Origin of the sequence: Roseovarius sp. 217, from assembly GCF_000152845.1 — a bacterium.
Classification (GTDB): Bacteria; Pseudomonadota; Alphaproteobacteria; order Rhodobacterales; family Rhodobacteraceae; genus Roseovarius.
This window is the reverse complement of record NZ_CH902584.1, coordinates 2,349,842-2,369,619: the sequence shown is the minus strand read 5'-3', so window position 1 is coordinate 2,369,619 and position 19,778 is coordinate 2,349,842. Positions and strand designations below refer to the sequence as shown.

The 19,778-nt window shown below is 63.9% G+C and carries 17 protein-coding genes; 14 read left to right on the top strand and 3 right to left on the bottom strand.

Annotated elements, in window-relative coordinates:
* A partial coding sequence (locus tag ROS217_RS11290; RefSeq protein WP_157046688.1) for a c-type cytochrome occupies window positions 1-776 on the bottom strand: 776 nt, incomplete at its 3' end.
* A gap of 217 nt (window positions 777-993) precedes the next feature.
* Between ROS217_RS11290 and ROS217_RS23185 the strand changes: the two genes are divergently transcribed.
* From ROS217_RS23185 to ROS217_RS11260, 6 genes are all read left to right on the top strand, one after another.
* On the top strand, window positions 994-1,560 hold the full coding sequence (locus ROS217_RS23185; RefSeq protein ID WP_009817876.1) for a helix-turn-helix transcriptional regulator: 567 nt from the start codon (window positions 994-996) through the stop codon (window positions 1,558-1,560).
* Window positions 1,561-1,676: 116 nt separating this feature from the next.
* A complete protein-coding gene (locus tag ROS217_RS11280; RefSeq protein WP_009817875.1) occupies window positions 1,677-1,994 on the top strand; it encodes a hypothetical protein in 318 nt (105 codons plus the stop codon).
* 61 nt (window positions 1,995-2,055) lie between these two features.
* Complete coding sequence (locus ROS217_RS11275) at window positions 2,056-2,526, top strand: DUF2271 domain-containing protein (RefSeq protein WP_009817874.1); 471 nt, start codon at window positions 2,056-2,058, stop codon at window positions 2,524-2,526.
* A 12-nt stretch (window positions 2,527-2,538) separates the two neighbouring features.
* Entirely contained in the window at window positions 2,539-4,746 is a 2,208-nt protein-coding gene (locus ROS217_RS11270) for a PepSY domain-containing protein (protein ID WP_009817873.1), read from the top strand.
* The gene (locus ROS217_RS11265) at window positions 4,727-5,707 is read left to right on the top strand and encodes an FAD:protein FMN transferase (protein WP_040650548.1); all 981 of its coding nucleotides are present in this window, start codon (window positions 4,727-4,729) and stop codon (window positions 5,705-5,707) included. The genes ROS217_RS11270 and ROS217_RS11265 overlap by 20 nt, the downstream gene beginning before the upstream one ends.
* Window positions 5,708-5,712: 5 nt before the next feature.
* A complete protein-coding gene (locus ROS217_RS11260) occupies window positions 5,713-7,596 on the top strand; it encodes a heavy metal translocating P-type ATPase (RefSeq protein WP_040650546.1) in 1,884 nt (627 codons plus the stop codon).
* A 59-nt stretch (window positions 7,597-7,655) separates the two neighbouring features.
* Here the strand turns inward: ROS217_RS11260 and ROS217_RS11255 are convergent, their stop codons facing one another.
* Both ROS217_RS11255 and ROS217_RS11250 read right to left on the bottom strand, forming a co-directional pair.
* Entirely contained in the window at window positions 7,656-10,001 is a 2,346-nt protein-coding gene (locus ROS217_RS11255) for a Tex family protein (protein ID WP_009817870.1), read from the bottom strand.
* 75 nt (window positions 10,002-10,076) lie between these two features.
* The gene (locus ROS217_RS11250; protein WP_009817869.1) at window positions 10,077-10,547 is read right to left on the bottom strand and encodes an RrF2 family transcriptional regulator; all 471 of its coding nucleotides are present in this window, start codon (window positions 10,545-10,547) and stop codon (window positions 10,077-10,079) included.
* Window positions 10,548-10,689: 142 nt separating this feature from the next.
* On the opposite strand from ROS217_RS11250, the gene ROS217_RS11245 reads away from it, so the two are divergent.
* Genes ROS217_RS11245 through ROS217_RS11210 form a run of 8 tightly spaced genes read left to right on the top strand, consistent with a single transcriptional unit; the run spans window position 10,690 to window position 19,777 of the window.
* The gene (locus ROS217_RS11245; RefSeq protein ID WP_009817868.1) at window positions 10,690-11,076 is read left to right on the top strand and encodes a hypothetical protein; all 387 of its coding nucleotides are present in this window, start codon (window positions 10,690-10,692) and stop codon (window positions 11,074-11,076) included.
* Window positions 11,077-11,087: 11 nt separating this feature from the next.
* Complete coding sequence (locus ROS217_RS11240; RefSeq protein WP_441295878.1) at window positions 11,088-13,307, top strand: 4Fe-4S binding protein; 2,220 nt, start codon at window positions 11,088-11,090, stop codon at window positions 13,305-13,307.
* Window positions 13,308-13,309: 2 nt separating this feature from the next.
* Entirely contained in the window at window positions 13,310-15,262 is a 1,953-nt protein-coding gene (gene nosZ, locus ROS217_RS11235; RefSeq protein WP_040651354.1) for a TAT-dependent nitrous-oxide reductase, read from the top strand.
* A 3-nt stretch (window positions 15,263-15,265) separates the two neighbouring features.
* Window positions 15,266-16,600, top strand: coding sequence for a nitrous oxide reductase family maturation protein NosD (locus ROS217_RS11230; protein ID WP_009817865.1), 1,335 nt, complete (start codon window positions 15,266-15,268; stop codon window positions 16,598-16,600).
* Entirely contained in the window at window positions 16,569-17,462 is an 894-nt protein-coding gene (locus ROS217_RS11225; RefSeq protein WP_040650544.1) for an ABC transporter ATP-binding protein, read from the top strand. The genes ROS217_RS11230 and ROS217_RS11225 overlap by 32 nt, the downstream gene beginning before the upstream one ends.
* Window positions 17,459-18,292 (top strand): ABC transporter permease, encoded by an 834-nt coding sequence (locus ROS217_RS11220; protein WP_009817863.1) that lies wholly within the window; start codon window positions 17,459-17,461, stop codon window positions 18,290-18,292. The genes ROS217_RS11225 and ROS217_RS11220 overlap by 4 nt, the downstream gene beginning before the upstream one ends.
* A complete protein-coding gene (locus tag ROS217_RS11215; RefSeq protein ID WP_009817862.1) occupies window positions 18,289-18,861 on the top strand; it encodes a nitrous oxide reductase accessory protein NosL in 573 nt (190 codons plus the stop codon). The genes ROS217_RS11220 and ROS217_RS11215 overlap by 4 nt, the downstream gene beginning before the upstream one ends.
* Window position 18,862: 1 nt before the next feature.
* On the top strand, window positions 18,863-19,777 hold the full coding sequence (locus ROS217_RS11210) for an FAD:protein FMN transferase (RefSeq protein WP_009817861.1): 915 nt from the start codon (window positions 18,863-18,865) through the stop codon (window positions 19,775-19,777).
* Window position 19,778 lies beyond the last annotated feature (1 nt).

Here is a 19,778-nt window from a genome sequence, read left to right as displayed (position 1 = left end):
CTGACACGGTCCTGCACTGAAAACGCGCGCATGTTGATCATCGCAGCCCCCGGATGCGCGTTCGAAATCTTGTTGTAAACCTCGTCGGGCAATTCGGTGGCCTCGGTTCCCACGAAATTATGTGCCTCCCCCTCGCCCCAATCCATGGCGCGCCCGTCAAAGCCGTGGCAGGCGGCGCAGGTGGTCTGAAAGATGGCACGCCCACGCGTGAAATCTCCGGCCCCGGGAATGACCGTCCGCGTCTCATAGTCGACGAACGCGCGCATATCGGTCAGTCCCTCGCTGATAAAGGTTGCGACGCGCAGCATTTCCTCATCCGTGATCATCTCGGGCGTGTAGGGATGGTTGCCATCGCGCAGGGTTGCCATCAGGGATTCCGCAGGTCTGCCGCGCATGCCCATGACCCCCTTGATGCCGGTGAAATGACTGCCTTGCCTGTAGATGCCTTCAGCGCCCAGATAATCCCAACCGTGACATTCCTTGCATCGCCACGTTCCAGTTCCTTTCTGTTCCGCGCTGACGGGATAGGCCGGGTTGATTGCCTCGGGCGCTGGACGATCCAGCGCTTCCCACCAATTGTCATAGATCCGGCCACCGGCGGCCAGCGTCCATTCGAGTGACGGCAACTGTGGCGCGCCATGCACGAACTCCTGCTGGTTCGCCCCGTGTTCTTGCGGCTCAGCTGAAACGTCTGCGGCCACGGTCTGCGCACTGATCATGAGTGCGGCAAGCGCCCCAAAGGCAGCACTTTTGAGCATCAATCCCCTGAAATTCATCAAATCCCCTCCCAAAGATTAGCGAGGGCTGTGGGTGTTATCGTGGCGCTATAACGAGACGCGCGGCACAGCCTCTGGTCGCTATGGTCAGGTCTCTCTGGTGTTCCTGACAAGAGACAAAGCCGCGCATTCCTATGGTTGCGGGACCATGTTAGACTTTGGTTTAGAAGATTTCCGGCGTTTTTCTACCTAGGGTTTGGTTGAGCGGTGACATAGGATGACAGGTGAGAACAGCCATGATGCGAAACCACGCCGGGCCTCCAGCCGCACGGCCTCATTACGCTCGGAAAGGCTGACGTTTTGGCTGGCGGTCATTCAGTTGGTCTGTGCCTTCGTGTTTCTGTTTGATCTTATCGACGAGTTTCCGGACCCGCGCTATTGGCGCAATATCTCGCCAAGCGGGATGGTTCACCTGATCACGGAACTGACGATCATGGGTCTGCTTTTGCTCGGCGTCGCCATGGCGCGCCGCTCTCATCTTGATCTTGTGTCGCAACGCGATGGGCTGGAACGCAACCTCAGATCTCTGCGTGAAGATTTCGACGGCATCCTGACCACGCATTTCCAGACATGGGATCTGACACCGGCGCAGCGCGATATCGCCCTTTTGTGTCTGCGTGGCTTGCGCATCAAGGACATCGCAAGCTTGCGCAAATGTGCCGAAGGCACCGTCAAGGCGCATATGAGCGCGGTGTTTCGGGCCGCCGGTGTGCGCACGCGGGGCGAATTTGTCGGCCTGTTCATGGAAGAATTCCTTGATCACGGATCGACGTTCGGCGGCTGAAAGCGCGCCCCTCTCACAAACCTGACGCCAAGCTGAAGCGGAAATCGCTGCGCTGTCAGCGTGTCCTCAGGTCTACGCGCGAGATTGGGATCAGCAGACGAAAAGGAAACCCTGCCATGAAGAAAATACGCACCCTTCTTGTCGCCTCGACCGCGCTCACTGCCGCCATTGGCGTCCCGGCTTGGAGTGCGCTGCGCGCCTCTGAGGGCGAGGACCTCTGGCCGCTCGCCGCGCTTTTTGACGAGGGGTCACAAGCGCTGCCGCTCCTGCGCGTTAGCGGTAACGACGATGACCGTGATGACGACGAGAACGAGGACGAGGACGAGGACGATCATCGCGGTGGGGCGCGCAATCCTGCCCCCGCCGGAACGGTCGCGCCACCGCAGAACGGTCTCTTCGGCACCGGCACCCCGCCGCAAGTCAAGGTGAACTAACCATCGCTGCGGCGCTGTGCCCGCGTTCAATCTTACTCTATGAATTTGAAGGACCCACGCAATGAAATCAGTTCTTGCAACCCTCGCGCTGACAACGGCCCTGACCATGCCCGGCCTGGCCATGGCCCGTCCGGTGACACTGACCACCACCCTCAACAGCTATGGCGGCGACGGTGCCTATCTCGCGCTTTATGTGACCGATGCCTCTGGCGCCTATGCCGGTAGCCTGTGGATGGCCGGTGGAAAATCCAAATATTACAAACACCTGACCGACTGGCATCGTGCCACGGCGGGCGACGCAGCACAGGTCAACGGCATCACGGGGGCCAGCGTCGGCGCAGGCCGGACGCTTGAGATTACGCTCGACCTTGCCGATGCGCTCTTTGATGCGGGCTATACGCTTCATATCGACGCCGCCGTCGAGGACATGCGCGACAGCCCCAACGAAGTCGCTGTGCCGCTGACGACCCAAGGGGCGGGCACACCTGTGCGCGGTCGCCGTTACGTCGCTCGTTTCACCTACGACATGTAAGGACACAGGGCCATGATCCGCGCAATCCATCGTTGGCCGGGTCTCTTGGCCCTGGCCCTTGTCACGGTGCTCAGCCTGAGCGGCGCGGCCTTGTCGGTCTTTCCCGCCGCTGACCGACTTACCGCGCAACAGGTCGAGGCGGGCCTGAACATGGCCACGCTCGCCACCCGCATTCAGATCGCCTATCCGGGGGTCGAACAGATCCGCCGTGCGGCCTCTGGTCAGATCACCGCCTACTGGTTCGATCAGGGTGCGCCCGGTGCCGCCGTGATTGATCCCGCAACAGGACTGGGCGTTGCCTCTGCCGACCCTAATCCAGTGGAACACTGGCTCACCAACCTGCACAGATCGCTGTTTCTGGGGGATGGCGGTCGCATTGCAATGGCGGCTGGGGCGGCGGCTATGGTCTTTGTGTCGCTCACGGGCGCGGCGCTGGTTGCGCGGCGCACCGGGGGCTGGCGTCGCTGGTTCGCGCCGCTGCGCGGGCCGCTTTCGCATCGGCTGCATGTCGAGATTGCGCGCATCGCAGTGGCGGGCCTCTTGCTGTCGTCCATCACTGGCTTGTGGATGACGGCCTCAACCTTTGGTCTCTTGCCCGAGGCAGACAGCACACCGGCCTTTCCGGCGGATGTGAGTGGCCAAACCAATGTGGACCTTTTTGACATGCCGACGCTGGTCAGCACCTCTGTCACAGATCTGCGCGACCTCAGCTTTCCCTATCCCGGTGACGCGTCAGACGTCTTCACCCTCACGACTGACCGAGGCACCGGACATATTGATCAGGGCACTGGCGCGCTTCTGACCTGGGCTGATCTCAATGGATTAGAACGCGTGTCGGAAACGATCTACATGCTCCATACCGGTCAGGGCGCGGCAGCCCTCGGGCTGGCGCTCGGGCTCATGGTGCTCGGCGTGCCCGTGATAGGGGGAACCGGTGTGCTGATATGGCTTGCAGGTCGGCGCGGCCGCCCCCGCATCCGTGGCAATCAGCGCGCAGCCCAGGCCGATACGATCCTGCTTGTCGCCAGCGAAGGCGGCAGCACATGGGGCTTTGCCGCAACGCTGCACGCGGCGCTCACGCAAGCTGGACAAAAGGTCCACACAGCGCCCATGTCGGCGTTTGCACCGGGCAGCTACGCCCACGCCGCGCGGATCATCGTGCTGGCAGCAACCTATGGCAACGGGGACGCACCGGCCTCGGCCAAAGGTTTTCTCGACCGGCTCAAGGCTCTCGACGGCGAAACCCTTGCACCACTCGCCGTGCTTGGCTTTGGCGACCGTAGCTTTCCGGCCTATTGCGCCTTTGCCGAGACCATCGCGGCGACAGCCGAGGCACAAGGCTGGCGGGCATTGCTGCCCCTCGACACCATAGATCGCCAATCGCCGCAGGATTTTGCACGCTGGGGGCGGACCCTTGGGCAGGCCTTGGGGATCGACCTTGATCTCGTCTACCATCCGATCCGGCCCACAGCCGAGACGCTGACCTTGGTGTCGCGGCGTGACTATGGCGCAGAGGTGCAGGCCCCGACCGCAATCCTGCGCTTTGCCCTGCCGCGTGCATCGCTGTGGCACAGGCTGACCGGGGCGGGCTTTGCCCGGTTCAACGCAGGCGACCTGATCGGCATCCTGCCCGAGGGCAGCCCCCTGCCCCGCCTCTATTCGCTCGCCTCTGCGCGCCGCGACGGGTTCGTCGAAATCGTGGTCAAGAAACATCCGGGCGGCCTGTGCTCTGGTCAACTCAACGCGCTGAAACCGGGCGACACCATGAGCGCCTTTCTCCGCCGTAACCCCGGCTTTCAGCCGGGACGGGGCCACGCCCCGTTGATCCTGATCGGCGCGGGCACCGGCATCGGGCCGCTGGCCGGGTTTGTGCGCGCAAACGCGCGGCAGCGCCCCATCCACCTCTTCTTCGGCATGCGCCACCCAGACAGTGACTTCTTCTATAGTGACGAACTACCGACATGGCAGAGGGAGGGCCGGCTGGCCCAACTGGTTACCGCTGTCTCACGCGGGGCGCGACCCAACTACGTGCAAGAGGCGTTGCGCGGCGACGCCGCCGAGGTCGCCCGGCTGATCTTGGATGGCGCCCGCGTGATGGTCTGTGGCGGGCGCGACATGGCCGCAGGCGTCGCCGACGCGCTGACCGAGATACTCGCGCCAACCGGGCTGACCCCTGCGGTGCTCAAGGCGGAGGGTCGATATGTCGAAGATGTTTACTGAACAACAGCGCTTTGCCTTGAACGGCCCGACGATGGGCACCCGCTGGACGGCGCTCTTCTTTGCCCCAACCGGCCTTGACCCTGCCCCTGTCCGGATCGCCCTGCAATCCGCCGTCGATTGCGTGGATGCGCAGATGTCGACCTGGAGACCCGACAGCGACCTCATGCGCCTCAACGCCGCCCCAGTGGGACCATGGGTGCCCGTGCCGGAGCATCTGCGCCGCGTTTTGCTGCTCGGTCTCGAGATCGGGCGGGCCTCTGGTGGCGCATTCGACATTTCTATGGGCGATGCGGTCACCGCCTGGGGTTTCGGACCCGAGACCGCTGCCCCCGACCGTATCCGCAAGGCGATGACAGGCAAACGCACGTCGGCACAGGACGCGCTCGACATAAGCGAAATCGGCATCCGCAAATCGGCGCCTGTATCCATCGACCTCAATGGCATCGCCAAGGGCTACGGCGTTGATCGTCTGGCCGACACCTTGCAGGCGCAAGGGATCAACGCCGGGCTTGTCGGCATCGACGGCGAGATGCGGGCGCTGGGACTTCGACCGGATGGGACGGCTTGGACCATCGCGGTAGAGAAGCCGGATTCCACGCGCCGCGCGGCACATTCCATCCTTGCGCTGGAGAATGCCGCCGTCGCGACCTCTGGCGACTATCGCCATTGGGTCGAGGTTCAGGGACGCCGCCTGTCGCACACCATGGACCCGCACCGGGGCGCGCCCCTGATTGCCGCTCCAGCCTCGGTCACCGTCGTCGCCCCAAGCTGCGCCGAGGCCGACGCTTGGGCGACGGCCCTCATGGTGCTTGGGCCGCAAACCGGCGCACGCAGGGCCAAAGAGCGCGGACTCGACGCCCTCTTCCTGCTGCGCAATGATGCAGGCGAGGTGACAGAGGTCAGAGTCGGCCCGCTTTTCTCTCAAGACCCGGCGGCAGGTGCCTCAAACATGGGAACGTGAACGGCATGGACAAGATCGGCACCGACCGGTTCAAGACGGCGCTTCTGCTCTTCGCCGTGGCTGGATTGATCGCCGGTCTCGGGGTCTATGCCGCGGGCCAGCAGCATCTCGCAACCCTCGCATGGACCGCCGGGGTCACGCCCGTCCTCGCCACCCTCGTGGTTGAAATCCTGCGCAGCCTCAGGCGCGGCGAAGTTGGACTCGATATCGTGGCGGCGCTGTCGATGACAGCGGCCCTCGCCTTTGGCGAGACACTGGCAGCCGCAGTCGTCGCGGTGATGTTCTCCGGCGGAACCTTTCTCGAGAGCTTCGCCGAGGGGCGTGCCCGCCGCGAAATGCACAGCCTCTTGGCGCGCGTGCCCCGCACAGCCACCCGGCACCGCAAGGGCGGATTCGAAGAGGTGCCGCTCGACGCCATAGAACCGGGCGACCGACTGCTGATCCGTCAGGGCGATGTGGTGCCTGTGGATGGCAATCTGGTCTCTGCGTCCGCCTTTCTTGACCGATCCGCCATCAGCGGCGAATCGTTGCCCCTGCACATTTCGCGCGGCGCAGAGGCGCTGAGCGGGTCAACCAATGCCGGCGACGCCTTCAACCTTGTGGCGACGCAACGCGCAGCTCAGAGCACCTATGCTGGCATCGTGCGATTGGTCGAAGAGGCGCAACGCTCCAAGGCCCCGATGTCACGGCTGGCCGACCGTTGGTCACTGGGGTTTCTGGCGGTTACGGTCGCCATTGCCTGTGCCGCATGGTGGCTCACCGGCGATCCGATCCGCGCCGTCGCCGTGCTGGTCGTGGCGACCCCCTGTCCGCTGATCCTCGCCGTTCCGGTGGCCCTTGTCGCGGGCCTGTCGCGTGCCGCGCATTTCGGGGTGCTGATCAAGGGCGCTGGCCCATTCGAGACCATGGCGCGCATTCGCACGCTTATTCTCGACAAGACCGGCACCCTGACCGACGGACGACCGCAGATCGTCGCAATCGAGAGCCGGGATAACATGTCCCAAGACGAAATCCTGCGGCTGGCCGCAGCGCTCGATCAGGCCTCCAAACACCCTGTCGCACAGGCGCTTGTCACCGCCGCCAAGGCGCGTGGCCTCATGCTGCCGATCCCGTCCGAGGTTGCAGAGGTTCCCGGCGAGGGTGTGATCGGACTGGTCGAAGGTCGCCGGGTCAGTGTTGGGGGCATAGGCTTTGTGACCCACCATAGCGAAGCCGGATCTGGCGGCCATCCGGCGCTCGCGGCGGGGTCCGTGCTTGTCGCCCTCGCCGTTGACGGGCGCATGGCCGGACATCTGGTGATGTCCGACCCTCTGCGCGCAGGCACCGGGGCGATGCTCGACAGCCTGCGCCGGGGTGGGATCAGCCGCATCCTCTTGGCCACGGGTGACCGGATCGAGGTGGCAGAGCGCATAACCAAAGGGCTCGGTCTCGACGGTCTGCGCGCGGGCCTCACGCCGGATCAAAAGGTCTTGCTGGTTCTCACCGAGCGCAAGAACGGCCCGGTGATGATGGTCGGGGACGGCGTGAACGATGCACCCGCCCTCGCAGCGGCCGATGTCGGCGTTGCGATGGGCGCGCGCGGGGCAGCGGCCTCGGCAGAGGCGGCCGATGTCGTGCTGCTTGTTGACCGGATTGACCGGATCGGCCCCGCGCTCGATATCGCGCGGGCCTCCCGGCGGATTGCAATCGAAAGCGTGGTCGCCGGGATCGGTCTTTCGGTACTCGGCATGATTGCCGCAGCCTTCGGGTATCTCAGCCCGGTGCAAGGCGCGCTCTTGCAAGAGGTGATCGACGTGGCCGTGATCCTGAATGCCCTGCGCGCTCTGCGGATCACGCCGCAAGACCCCGCGACATCCGCCGTCGACACCAAAGACAGGACGGCGTCCTGATACCTGAATGATCCAGCCCGGATTGCCCGACACGGCGTCAGGCGTCAGGTCCGCCCCATTTATGACTTGCCACGCATCGCGGCACGCAGGGCATCGGCCAAGGCCCCCTGCCCCGCCTGCGACTCGGGCTTGGGAGTGCGCGCCGCCTCACCCTTTGCTCGCGCGCGGCCATCGGGTTTGCCCGCCTTTGACGGCTTGGCCCCAGCGGCCGCCTCCCGGGCCCGTTCCTCCGGCGCACTGCCGTCCTTGCGCATGCTGAGACCGATGCGTTTGCGGGCCACATCGACCTCGGTCACACGCACCTTGACCACATCCCCCGCCTTGACCACCTCATGCGGGTCCTTGACAAACCTATCGGCCAACTGGCTGACATGCACCAACCCGTCCTGATGCACGCCAATATCGACAAAGGCACCAAACGCCGCAACATTGGTCACAGTGCCCTCCATCATCATGCCCGATTTGAGATCCTTGATATCGTCTACCCCATCGGTGAACCGTGCGGTGACAAAGCTGGGGCGCGGATCGCGGCCGGGCTTTTCCAGCTCTGTCAGAATGTCCCGCACCGTGGGCAGGCCGAATGTCTCATCGACAAAATCCTCAGCCCGCACGCCGGTCAGCGCCTCGGGCGTCCCCATGATGGCGCGAATGTCGCGCCCGCAGGCCTTCACGATCCGGCGCGCCACGCCATAGGCCTCGGGGTGAACCGAGGTCGCGTCCAAAGGCTCGGCACTGTCCCGGATACGCAGAAACCCGGCGCATTGCTCGAACGCCTTGGGACCCAGCCCCGACACTTTCAAGAGCGCCTTGCGCGACGGGAACGCGCCCTCGGTGTCGCGATGCGCTACAATCGCCTGCGCCAGGGACGCCCCCAGCCCTGCCACCCGCGCCAAGAGCGGAGCAGAGGCCATATTGAGATCGACACCGACCGCATTCACCGCATCCTCGACCACGGCATCGAGCGTCTGCACCAAACGCCGCTGATCCACGTCATGCTGATACTGCCCCACGCCGATCGACTGCGGCGTGATCTTGACCAGTTCGGCCAGCGGGTCTTGTAACCGCCGCGCAATCGACACCGCGCCGCGCAGGCTGACATCGAGACCGGGAAATTCCTGCGCCGCCAGTTCCGAGGCGGAATAGACCGAAGCCCCCGCCTCGGACACGATCACGCTCATCGGTCGCTTGGCCCCCTGCGGCAAGAGCTTGAGCGCCTCCGCCACCATCCGCTCCGTCTCGCGGCTGGCGGTTCCGTTGCCGATGGCAATCAATTCCACGCCATGCTTGCGCACCAACTCCAGCACAGCCACCTGCGCGCCGCGCAAGTCGTTCTTGGGTTGGAACGGATAGAGCGTCGCGGTCGCGAGCAACTTGCCCGTGGCATCCACCACCGCCGCCTTGACGCCCGTGCGGATGCCGGGATCAAGGCCCAGCGTCGCACGCGGTCCGGCTGGGGCAGCCAGCAGCAAATCCTTGAGATTGCGCGCAAAGACCGTGATCGCCTCATCATGGGACCGCTTGCGCAATTCGCCCATCAGATCGACATACATCGACAGGCTCAGCTTGACCCGCCAGGTCCAGGCCGCCACGCCGCGCAACCACATATCCCCCGGACCCTTGCCCGGAATACCGATTGCCGCCTCGATCATGGCCACGGCACGCGGCGCGCCGGTGTCGGGATCGGGGGCGATATCCAACGTCACGATCTCTTCCTTGGCCGCGCGCAGAATGGCCAAGGCGCGGTGCGAGGCGATCTTTGACCAAGGCTCGCGGTGATCGAAGTAATCCGAGAACTTGGCCCCCGCCTCTTCCTTGCCCGGCAGCACACGCGCGCTGATCATCGCCTCGGCGCGCATGAACGCGCGCAAGCGGCCCAGAAGCGTGGCATTCTCGGTCAATTCCTCGGCCAGAATGTCGCGCGCGCCCTCCAGCGCCTCTTTCACGGTCGCCACGGTTTCACTGAGATAGCCTGCGGCCAGCTCCTCGGGCACGGCGGACCGCTCGGCCAGAATCGCCCGCAACAGCGGCTCCAGCCCGTTTTCGCGCGCGATCATCGCCTTGGTGCGGCGCTTTGGCTTGAAGGGCAGGTAAATATCCTCGAGCACCGCCTTGGTCTCGGCCCCGGCGATGGCACGCGCGAGCGGCTCTGTGAGCTTGCCCTGATCCTTGATCGAGCCAAGGATAACCGCGCGCCGCGCCTCCAATTCGCGCAGATAGGTCAGGCGCTCGGCCAGATTGCGCAATTGCGTATCGTCCAGACCGCCCGTCACCTCTTTGCGATAGCGGGCAATGAACGGCACCGTCGCGCCCCCATCCAAGAGCGTCACGGCAGAGGCCACCTGCGCCGGGCGTGCGTTGATTTCGGTGGCGATGAGGCGGGCGATGCGCTCGGCTGTGTCTGTCACTCTGGACTCCCTCGGATGATCTGAGAGATCAGTGATAGTCTCTGCGCGCCGGGACGCCAAGAGGGCGAGGTGGGATCAGAGGGAGTCAGACAGGTTTGGGCCGCGCTGCGGATAGCTCTCTTGCTCCGGCAATCCAAAGTATCGCGGCGCAAGCGCCACATCTGCCAGCGTGAAATCGTCGAATGTCTTGAGGAAATTGGACAGCGCCAAATTCAAAACGATCGGCAAACGACAGCCTTTTGTGACCCGACAGGCATTTTCCGGCAGGAAACATTCCGCCAGAGCAAAATCCGGCTCCGTCTTGCGCAAAAGCTGCCCGAGATTGATTTCATGGGCGGGCATGGCCAGCCGAAACCCGCCACTCCGCCCGCGCACACCTTCCAGAAATCCCTCATGGATAAGCCCGAGCACCACCTTCTTGAGATGCGCGCGCGAAATACCATAGAGGTTGGATGTCTCTTCTATCGTCGTCAGTTGCTTCGGCTTCAACGTCGCCGCATACAAAAGAACACGCAAGGAATAATCTGTAAACTTTGTTAGACGCATCTCAGGCTCCCGTTACTGTACATGATCCTGAAAGACCGGAATTTGGCAAGGGGCTGCGCCTGCGACATATACCTCATTAAAGAGATATTTAGATTGATCCATATCAAGATCGACTCGCGTCGGCTTTGGTAAAGTCTGCCTCATGAAACGGATCACTGGCCCCTTCATGCTCTGCCTGCTGCTGGCGCTTTCCATGGCGCTCGGCGGTATTGCCGCGGGCCGTGCTGCAGGGCGTGCGGTGCTTGAGGCGACCCTCACAGAACTGGTGATCTGTGCCGATGGCGAGGGGCATAAAACCGTCCATCTCACCCGCGATGGCACGCCTGTGGAACTGCCGAACTGCACCAAGATGCTCTGCGACCACTGCTTGCAGGCAGGCGCACAGGCGACCCTTGGCACCGCCGTATCCCACGCGGGCGTGGCCCGTGAAACCGCCGGAACCGCCCGGCCCGGCACCGCCCTGCATCACCCCAGCACCGTCTTGCAGCCGCGCAGCCGCGCGCCCCCGGCCCCGAAGGCCACTGTATGAAAGTCTTCTCAATGCCCCGCGCCTACCTCGATCCGACGTGCCGCACCATTGGCTTCGTTGTCGTATGGACCCTTGCCATCTGGATCATCCTGATGACCTCCGTCACGGCGGGTCTGGCGCAATCCCCGTATCTCGCAACCTATCTGACGGACGTGCCCGCGGCGACGCTGGTCGAGGGCGCCGACAGCTATGGCGCGATGCGCAGCGACCTGCCCGTGGCCCCGGTGCTGCGCGGCGGAGAAACCATTGGCTGGGCCTTCATCACGTCCGATTTCGTGGGCACAACAGGATATTCCGGCAAACCCATCCAGGTGATGGTCGCCGTCGGCCTTGACGCCAAACTGACCGGAGTCAAGCTGGTCAAACACTCTGAACCCATCGTCCTGATCGGCATCCCCGAGGCCAAGGTGGCCAAGCTGGTCGCGGATTTCGTCGGCCTCGATCTGGTGGCCGAGGCCGAAGCAGGCGGATCGGCGCATGAGTTGGACATCATTTCCGGCGCGACCGTCACCATCATGGTGATCGACGATTCGATCACCCGCTCAGGCATCCGGGTGGCACGGGCGCTCGCGCTGGGCGGCCTTGCACCGCTCACCGCCCCCTCTGGCCCGACGTTCGAACTAAACCCCGACGCAGAGGCCGCCGATGACTGGTTTACCCTCACCGGGGACGGCACGCTGCGCCGCATGTCGCTGGATGTGGGACAGGTCAACGCCGCCTTTGCCGCTATGGACGATCCCCGCGCCGCCGCCCGCCCGATCACCGCGCCCGAGGGCGACACCTATATCGACATGTATGCCACGCTCATCAGCGTGCCCGCCATCGGGCGCAAACTGCTGGGCGCGGCGGAATATGCCAATCTGACAGACTGGCTGGACGAGGGCGAGCATGCCATTCTGGTGGCCGCCCGTGGCCTCTACTCCTTCAAGGGCTCAGGCTATGTGCGCGGCGGTGTGTTCGACCGCATCATTCTGGTGCAGGGCGAGGACTCAGTGCGCTTTCGCGACCGGGGTCACCGCCGCGTGGGCGAGATCATGGCCGATGGCGTGCCGGTGCTCTCGGAGATGGATATCTTCAAGATCCCCGCAGAGGCTGGCTTTGACCCCGCAGAGCCGTGGCGCCTGCAACTGCTGGTGCAACGCGATGTCGCCGCGATCGAACGGGTCTTTACCACCTTCGACCTCGGCTATCAGTTGCCCGCGCCCTACCTGCGCGTCCTTGCCGCCCCGGCCCCGGCTGCCCCGCTGGCGCAAGTGTCCGATACCGAGAGCGCCGCCCAAACCGCCCTTTGGACCCGCATCTGGCGCGACAAAACCGTCGAGATCGTGGGGCTTGGCATCATGCTGACGCTCCTCACCCTCGCGTTCTTCTTCCAGAGCTATCTCGTGCGCTCCGAGCGGATCACAACATGGTTCCGCATGGGGTTTCTCACGGTCACGCTGGTGTTTTTGGGCTGGTATGCCAATGCGCAGCTTTCGGTCGTCAACCTGATGGCGCTCTTTGGTGCGCTGACCACGGATTTCAGCTGGCAGGCGTTTTTGCTTGATCCGCTGACCTTTATCCTCTGGTTCGCGGTTGCGGCCTCGCTGATCTTCTGGGGGCGCGGGGCCTATTGCGGCTGGCTCTGCCCGTTCGGCGCGCTGCAAGAGTTGACCAACCGTATCGCCCGCAAATTGGGCGTGCCGCAATGGACCCTGCCTTGGGGTCTGCATGAACGCCTCTGGCCGATCAAATACATGATCTTCCTCGGGCTTTTCGGGGTCTCACTCGCCTCGATCGAACAGGCCGAACATCTGGCCGAGATCGAGCCGTTCAAGACCGCCATCGTGCTCAAATTCGCCCGCGCCTGGCCCTTTGTCGCCTACGCACTGGCCCTCTTGGCGGCGGGGCTCTTCGTCGAACGGTTCTATTGCCGCTACCTCTGCCCCCTGGGCGCGGCCCTCGCAATCCCCGCCCGCCTGCGCATGTTCGATTGGCTCAAGCGCTACCGCGAATGCGGCAACCCCTGCCAGACCTGCGCCCATGAATGCATGGTGCAGGCCATCCATCCCACTGGCGAGATTAACCCGAACGAGTGCCTGAACTGTCTGCACTGTCAGGTTCTCTACCAGTCGGAGACCAAATGTCCGGTCGTCATCAAACAACTGAAGCGCCGCAAGAGCGCCTCTGACAGCGCGGCAGCGCTGGACCGGATGATCGCAAACCACCCAAACATGAAGAAAGGACAATGATCATGTCAACCGATGCCAAGAAAACCGGGATCAGCCGCCGGGGCCTGTTGGGCGCCACCGCAGGCGGCGCCGCTGCCCTCGGGGCCATGGGCGCGTCGCGCATGGCGCTTATGGGCGGGGCCGCCGGTGTCGCAACCGCCGTGGCGACCGCACCCACTCAGGCCACAGCCGCCGCTGCCTCGTCGCATCTCGCCCCCGGCGAACTCGATGAGTATTACGGCTTCTGGTCCTCGGGCCAGACCGGCGAGGTCCGTATCCTCGGTATCCCGTCGATGCGCGAATTCATGCGGATTCCCGTGTTCAACCGCTGCTCCGCCACCGGCTGGGGCCAGACCAACGAATCCCTCAAGGTGCTGACCGACGGGATGTCTGAGCGCACCAAGAATTACCTCGCCGCCAATGGCAAAAAGGTGCATGACAATGGCGACCTGCACCACGTCCACATGTCCTTCACCGAGGGCAAATACGACGGGCGCTTCCTCTTCATGAACGACAAGGCCAATACCCGCGTCGCGCGCGTCCGCCTCGACGTGATGAAGGCCGACAAGATCCTTGAGATTCCAAACGCCAAGGCCATCCACGGTCTGCGCCCGCAGAAATGGCCACGCACCAACTATGTCTTTGCCAATGGCGAGGATGAAGGCCCGATGGTCAACGATGGTCAGATCCTCGACGATCCGTCGCAATATGTGAACTTCTACACCGCCATCGACGCCGACAAGATGGAAGTGGCGTGGCAGGTGATGGTCTCGGGCAACCTCGACAACACCGATGCCGATTATGACGGAAAATATGCCTTTTCGACCTCCTACAACTCGGAAATGGGCATTTCTCTGGCCGAAATGACCGAATTCGAGCGCGATCACGTCGTCGTCTTCAATCTCGCCGAGATCGAGAAAGGCATCGCAGCGGGCGACTTTGTCGAGTTGAACGGCGTCAAGGTGATCGACGGCCGCAAAGGCCAGAACAAGACCTACACCCGCTATATCCCGGTGCCCAACAACCCGCATGGTTGCAACATGGCGCCCGACAAGATTCACCTCTGCATCGGCGGCAAGCTCTCGCCCACGGTCACGGTGATCGACGTGCGCAAACTTGATGCGGTGTTCTTTGACGGGGCCGATCCGCGCTCTGTCGTGGTGGCCGAGCCGGAATTGGGCCTCGGGCCGCTCCACACCGCCTTTGACGGTAAGGGCAACGCCCTGACCACGCTCTTTCTCGACAGCCAGATCGTCGTCTGGAACATCGAGGATGCGGTCAAGGCCTATGCAGGCGAGACGGTCGATCCGATCCGATCCAAGGTGGATGTGCATTACCAGCCCGGCCACAACTCGACCTCGATGGGCGAGACGCTGGACGCGGATGGCAAATGGTTCATCTCGATGAACAAGTTCTCCAAGGACCGGTTCCTCAACGTCGGCCCGCTCAAGCCTGAGAATGAACAGTTGTTCTCAATGGACGGCACCAATCTCACGCTTCTGCACGACAGCCCGACCTTTGCCGAACCGCATGACAGCATCATCGTTCACCGCTCTGTCGTGAACCCGCGCAACAACTGGGACCGCAACGATCCGATGTGGGCCGAAACCCGCGCGCAGGCCGAAAAGGACGGTGTGAATATCGACGATTGGGCCGATACGATCATTCGCGACGGCAACAAGGTGCGGGTCTACATGTCCAGTCAGGCACCGTCGTTCAGCCTTGAGAGCTTTACCGTCAAGGAAGGCGATGAGGTCACGGTCATCGTCACCAATATCGACGACATCGACGACCTCACGCATGGTTTCTGCATGGGCGATCACGGCGTTGCCTTTGAGATCGCACCGCAGGCCACCGCCTCCGCCACCTTTGTCGCGGCCAAACCGGGGGTTTACTGGTACTATTGCCAGTGGTTCTGCCACGCGCTGCACATGGAAATGCGCGGCCGCATGTTCGTCGAACCGAAAGGCGCCTGAGCCATGTTGCGCGCTCTCCTCGGCCTGATCCTGTTTCTCGGCGTGGCGACCTCGGTCACCGCTGCCGAACGGCATGTTCCGGCCCAGACCGGGGCGCTTGCCACTGCCATCGCCGGGGCATTGCCCGGCGATGTGCTCACCCTCGCGCCGGGCCAGCACAACGGCCCGGTGACACTTGACCAAGCCATCACACTCGACGGGCAAGGCGCAGCCACCATCGACGCCGACGGCACCGGCTCTGTCATCACCATCACCGGCAGCGATATCACCGTGCGCGGCCTCACCCTGACCGGATCAGGCAGCGACCATGACGCCATCGACAGCGGCGTGCAGATCACCCGGACCGCGGCGCGCGTGCTAGTCGAGGACAACGACATCCTCGGCAATCTCTACGGGGTCGATGTGCATGGTCCCAAACAGGCCACCGTGCGCGGCAACCGCATTGTCGGGCGCACCGATCACCATATGAACAGCCGGGGCAATGGCGTATATGTGTGGAACGCCCCCGGCACCGTCATCGAGGATAATGACATTCGCCTTGGTCGGGACGGCATTTTCGTGAACGCTTCCAACGATGGCATATTCCGCCGCAACCTGATGCGCGACCTGCGCTTTGCGGTGCATTACATGTATGCCAACAATTCCGAGGTGTCGGGCAATATCTCAATCGGCAATACCCTCGGCTTTGCGCTGATGTTCTCGAACCGTATCACTGTGCATAACAATCTCAGCCTCGCGGACCGCAGCCACGGCCTGATGCTCAATTATGCCAACAACGCCGATATTCGCGGCAATCTGGTGCGCGGCGGCACCGAAAAATGCACCTTCATCTACAACGCCCACCGCAACCTGATCTATGACAACCGCTTTGAGGGCTGCGAGATCGGTATCCATTTCACCGCCGGATCGGAACGCAACGCCATCACCGGCAACGCCTTTCTCGGCAACCGGACGCAAGTGAAATACGTCGGCACGAAGCATGTGGAATGGAGCCATGACGGGCGCGGCAACTATTGGTCGGACCATCCCGCCTTTGATCTGGATGGCGACGGCATCGCCGATGCCAGCTTTCGGCCCAATGATCTGATGGATCACATCCTGTGGTCCCAGCCCGCCGCCAGCCTCCTGATGGGCGCGCCTGCCGTGCAACTGATCCGCTGGGGTCAGAAACATTTCCCCGCCTCGCTGCCCGGCGGCGTGCTGGACAGCGCCCCCCTGATGCGGCCCGTCATCGTGACGGTGCCGGACGCTATCGCCGCGATGGAGGCCCGCGCCATGGCCACCGCGCGTAACAGAAAGACAGATGATGAACAGTTTGACCCTCTCGCACGTCACTAAGCGCTACGATGGCGTGACCGCCCTTGACGCGGTCGGCTTTACCGTGGCCCCCGGTGAACGGGTGGCACTCTTGGGCCATAACGGGGCTGGAAAATCCACGCTGATGAAGATCATCCTCGGCCTCATCCCCGCCACCTCTGGTCAGATCGAGGTATTGGGGGCCGCCCCCGGCAGTCCGAGCGCCCGCGAGGGCACTGCCTATCTACCTGAAAACGTAGCCTTTCACCCGGCCTTGACCGGGCTAGAGCAAATCCGCCTCTACCTGCGCCTGCGCGGCTGCGACCCGGCACAGGCGATGGATTTGTTGAGCCGCGTTGGATTGGACGACGCCGCCCGCCGCCGCATCGGCACCTATTCCAAGGGCATGCGGCAGCGCGTGGGTCTTGCTCAGGCGCTGATCGGCCAGCCGCGCCTCCTGATCCTTGACGAGCCAACCAGCGGGCTCGATCCGGTGTCACGCCGCGAATTCTACGCCATTCTCGACAGCTTGGCCGCAGAAGGGGCGGCGATCCTGCTCTCCTCCCATGCCCTGACCGAGGTCGAGGCCCGCACCGACCGCATCGTGATCCTGTCCCAAGGCCGCCTGATGGCCAATGACTCGCTCAGCGCCCTGCGCCGCCGTGCCGCCTTGCCGATCCGCTTGCAGGTCTCGGCCAGACCGGGGGCAGCGGACCGCGTGGCCGCGCAACTGTCAGGCGGACGGCGCAATGGCGTCATGGTCGATCTGACCTGCGCCCATGACGAGAAACTGACCCGTTTGGGCGATATCGCCGCGATCCAAGACCTGATCGACGATGTCGAGATCATCCCCCCCAGCCTCGAAGACCTCTACAGTCATTTCAGCCGGAGAGACGACCAATGACCGCCCTCCTCAGACCCGTGGCCGCCCTCGGCGCCACCGAATTCCGCATCGCCCTGCGCAACCGCTGGGTGACGATCACTGTGGCGCTGATGGCGCTCTTTGCCCTCGTGCTCTCCGCCGCAGGCAGCGCGCCCACCGGCGATGTCGGCGTGGATGCGCTCTCGGTCACGGTGGCCAGCCTGACTTCGCTCGGCGTCTACCTCGTGCCGCTGATGGCGCTTCTGATGGCCTTTGACGCCGTGGCCGGCGAGGTAGAGCGCGGCACGCTCTCGCTCACACTAACCTATCCGGTGTCGCGCTCCGGCATCCTCTTGGGTAAATTCGCAGCGCATCTGGCGGTGCTGACGATTGCCGTTGGCGTGGGCTATGGGCTGGCCGCCATCACAGCCCTTGCAACTGACCCCGAGGCGGTGACAGGCCTACCCGCGCTGCTACGCCTCTTCTGGTCTTCGATCCTCTTGGGCGCGGTGTTTCTCGCCTTGGGCTATGCGCTCTCATCCATCGCGCGGCGTCCGGGGACAGCGGCAGGGCTTGCCATTGGCGTCTGGCTTGCCCTCGTCGTGCTCTATGATCTCGGGCTCTTGGCGGCGGTCGTGGCCGATGGCGGCGGCGTGTTTACCTCCCGCGCCCTGCCTTGGCTCTTGCTGGCCAATCCCGCCGACGCCTTCCGCCTCTACAACCTCGCCGCCTCCGAGGCGACGGCAGCGGCCTCTGGCCTTGGCGGCGCGGCCCAGACCATTCCGGCAGCGCATGCGCTGATCTCGGTCCTCTTATGGCCTCTGGCCGCCTTCGGGTTGGCGGCCGCCGCCCTTCGGAGGGTCACGCCATGAAACTCCTGCCAATCCTCCTGTTGCCCCTCGCCCTTGCCGCCTGCAAGGAAGAGGTGGCGACCCGCCCCGACGCGGTGTCCCTCACGGCAGAGGCTGTCGGCCATTACTGCCAGATGGACCTGCTCGAACATCCCGGCCCCAAGGCGCAGGTGCATCTTGAGGGCTTGGATCACCCCCTCTTCTTCAGTCAGGTGCGCGACGCCATCGCCTATCAGCGCATGCCCGAACAGAGCCACGCCATCACCGCCATCTATGTCAACGACATGGCCGCCGCCGCCAGTTGGGACCAGCCCGGGGCCGAAAACTGGATCGACGCCACGGGGGCGCATTACGTGATCGGCTCGGATGCAACGGGTGGCATGGACGCGCCCGAACTGGTGCCGTTTCTCGGCGCAAAGGATGCTGCGGCCTTTGCAGAGGCACGCGGCGGGCATGTCCTGCGGCTGGCCGAGGTGGCGGATAGCGACGTTCTGTCGGCAGTGCCCATCGCGACCGGCATCACGGACCGCGCCGAAGAGGACGAATTCGAGGCCCGCCTGAACCAACTGTCCCGCGAAAGGCAGAATTGACATGACCCTCTCCCGTCGCCGTTTCCTGACCATCTCTGCCGCTGCCCTGACCTGTGCGCCGACCGCTCAGGCCACGACCCTGCATCGCTGGCAGGGCACCGCCCTTGGCGCACGCGCCACGATCACCCTCAGCCACCCCGAGGCCACGCGCATCACAAAGGCCGCCCGCGCCGAGATCGAGCGATTGGAGCAGATCTTCAGCCTCTACCGCACCAGTTCCGCCCTGAGCCAACTCAATGCCACCGGCCATCTCGACGCGCCCCCTTTTGAGTTGCTCGACTGCCTGTCTCTGGCCGCCACGGCACACCGCGCAACCCTCGGGCTGTTTGATCCCACCGTGCAACCACTCTGGGATCTCTATGCCCGCAGCCACAGCGCGGGCCATGCGCCCTCCGACACCGAAATCGCAGCGGCGCGCGCCCATGGCGCATGGTCTGATCTGCGCTATGACGCCAGCGCCATCACCCTGCGCCCCGGCATGGCGCTCACCCTCAATGGCATCGCACAGGGCTATATCGCGGATCGCATCGCGCATCTCTTGCAGGCCGAAGGGCTGAGCGACATCCTGATCGACACCGGCGAATTGCGCGCCCTTGGTGGCACTCCGCAGGGCGGCGACTGGCCGGTGACGCTCGACGCACCCGACCGCCCGCACATCAGCCTGCGCGACCGCGCTCTGGCCTCCTCCGCGCCTTTGGGCACCGTCTTCGATGTCGAGGCCACAGCAGGCCATATCCTCGATCCCCGGACCGGCAAACCCGCAACGCCACGCTGGCACCTCATCAGCGTCACCGCTGACAGCGCAGCACTCGCCGACGCGCTCAGCACCGCCATGTGCCTGATGTCAAAAGAGGAAATAGACGCCGCAGCTTCTGCTCTCAAAGGTGCAGAGGTGGTGCATCTCGCCCCCGCCTGAG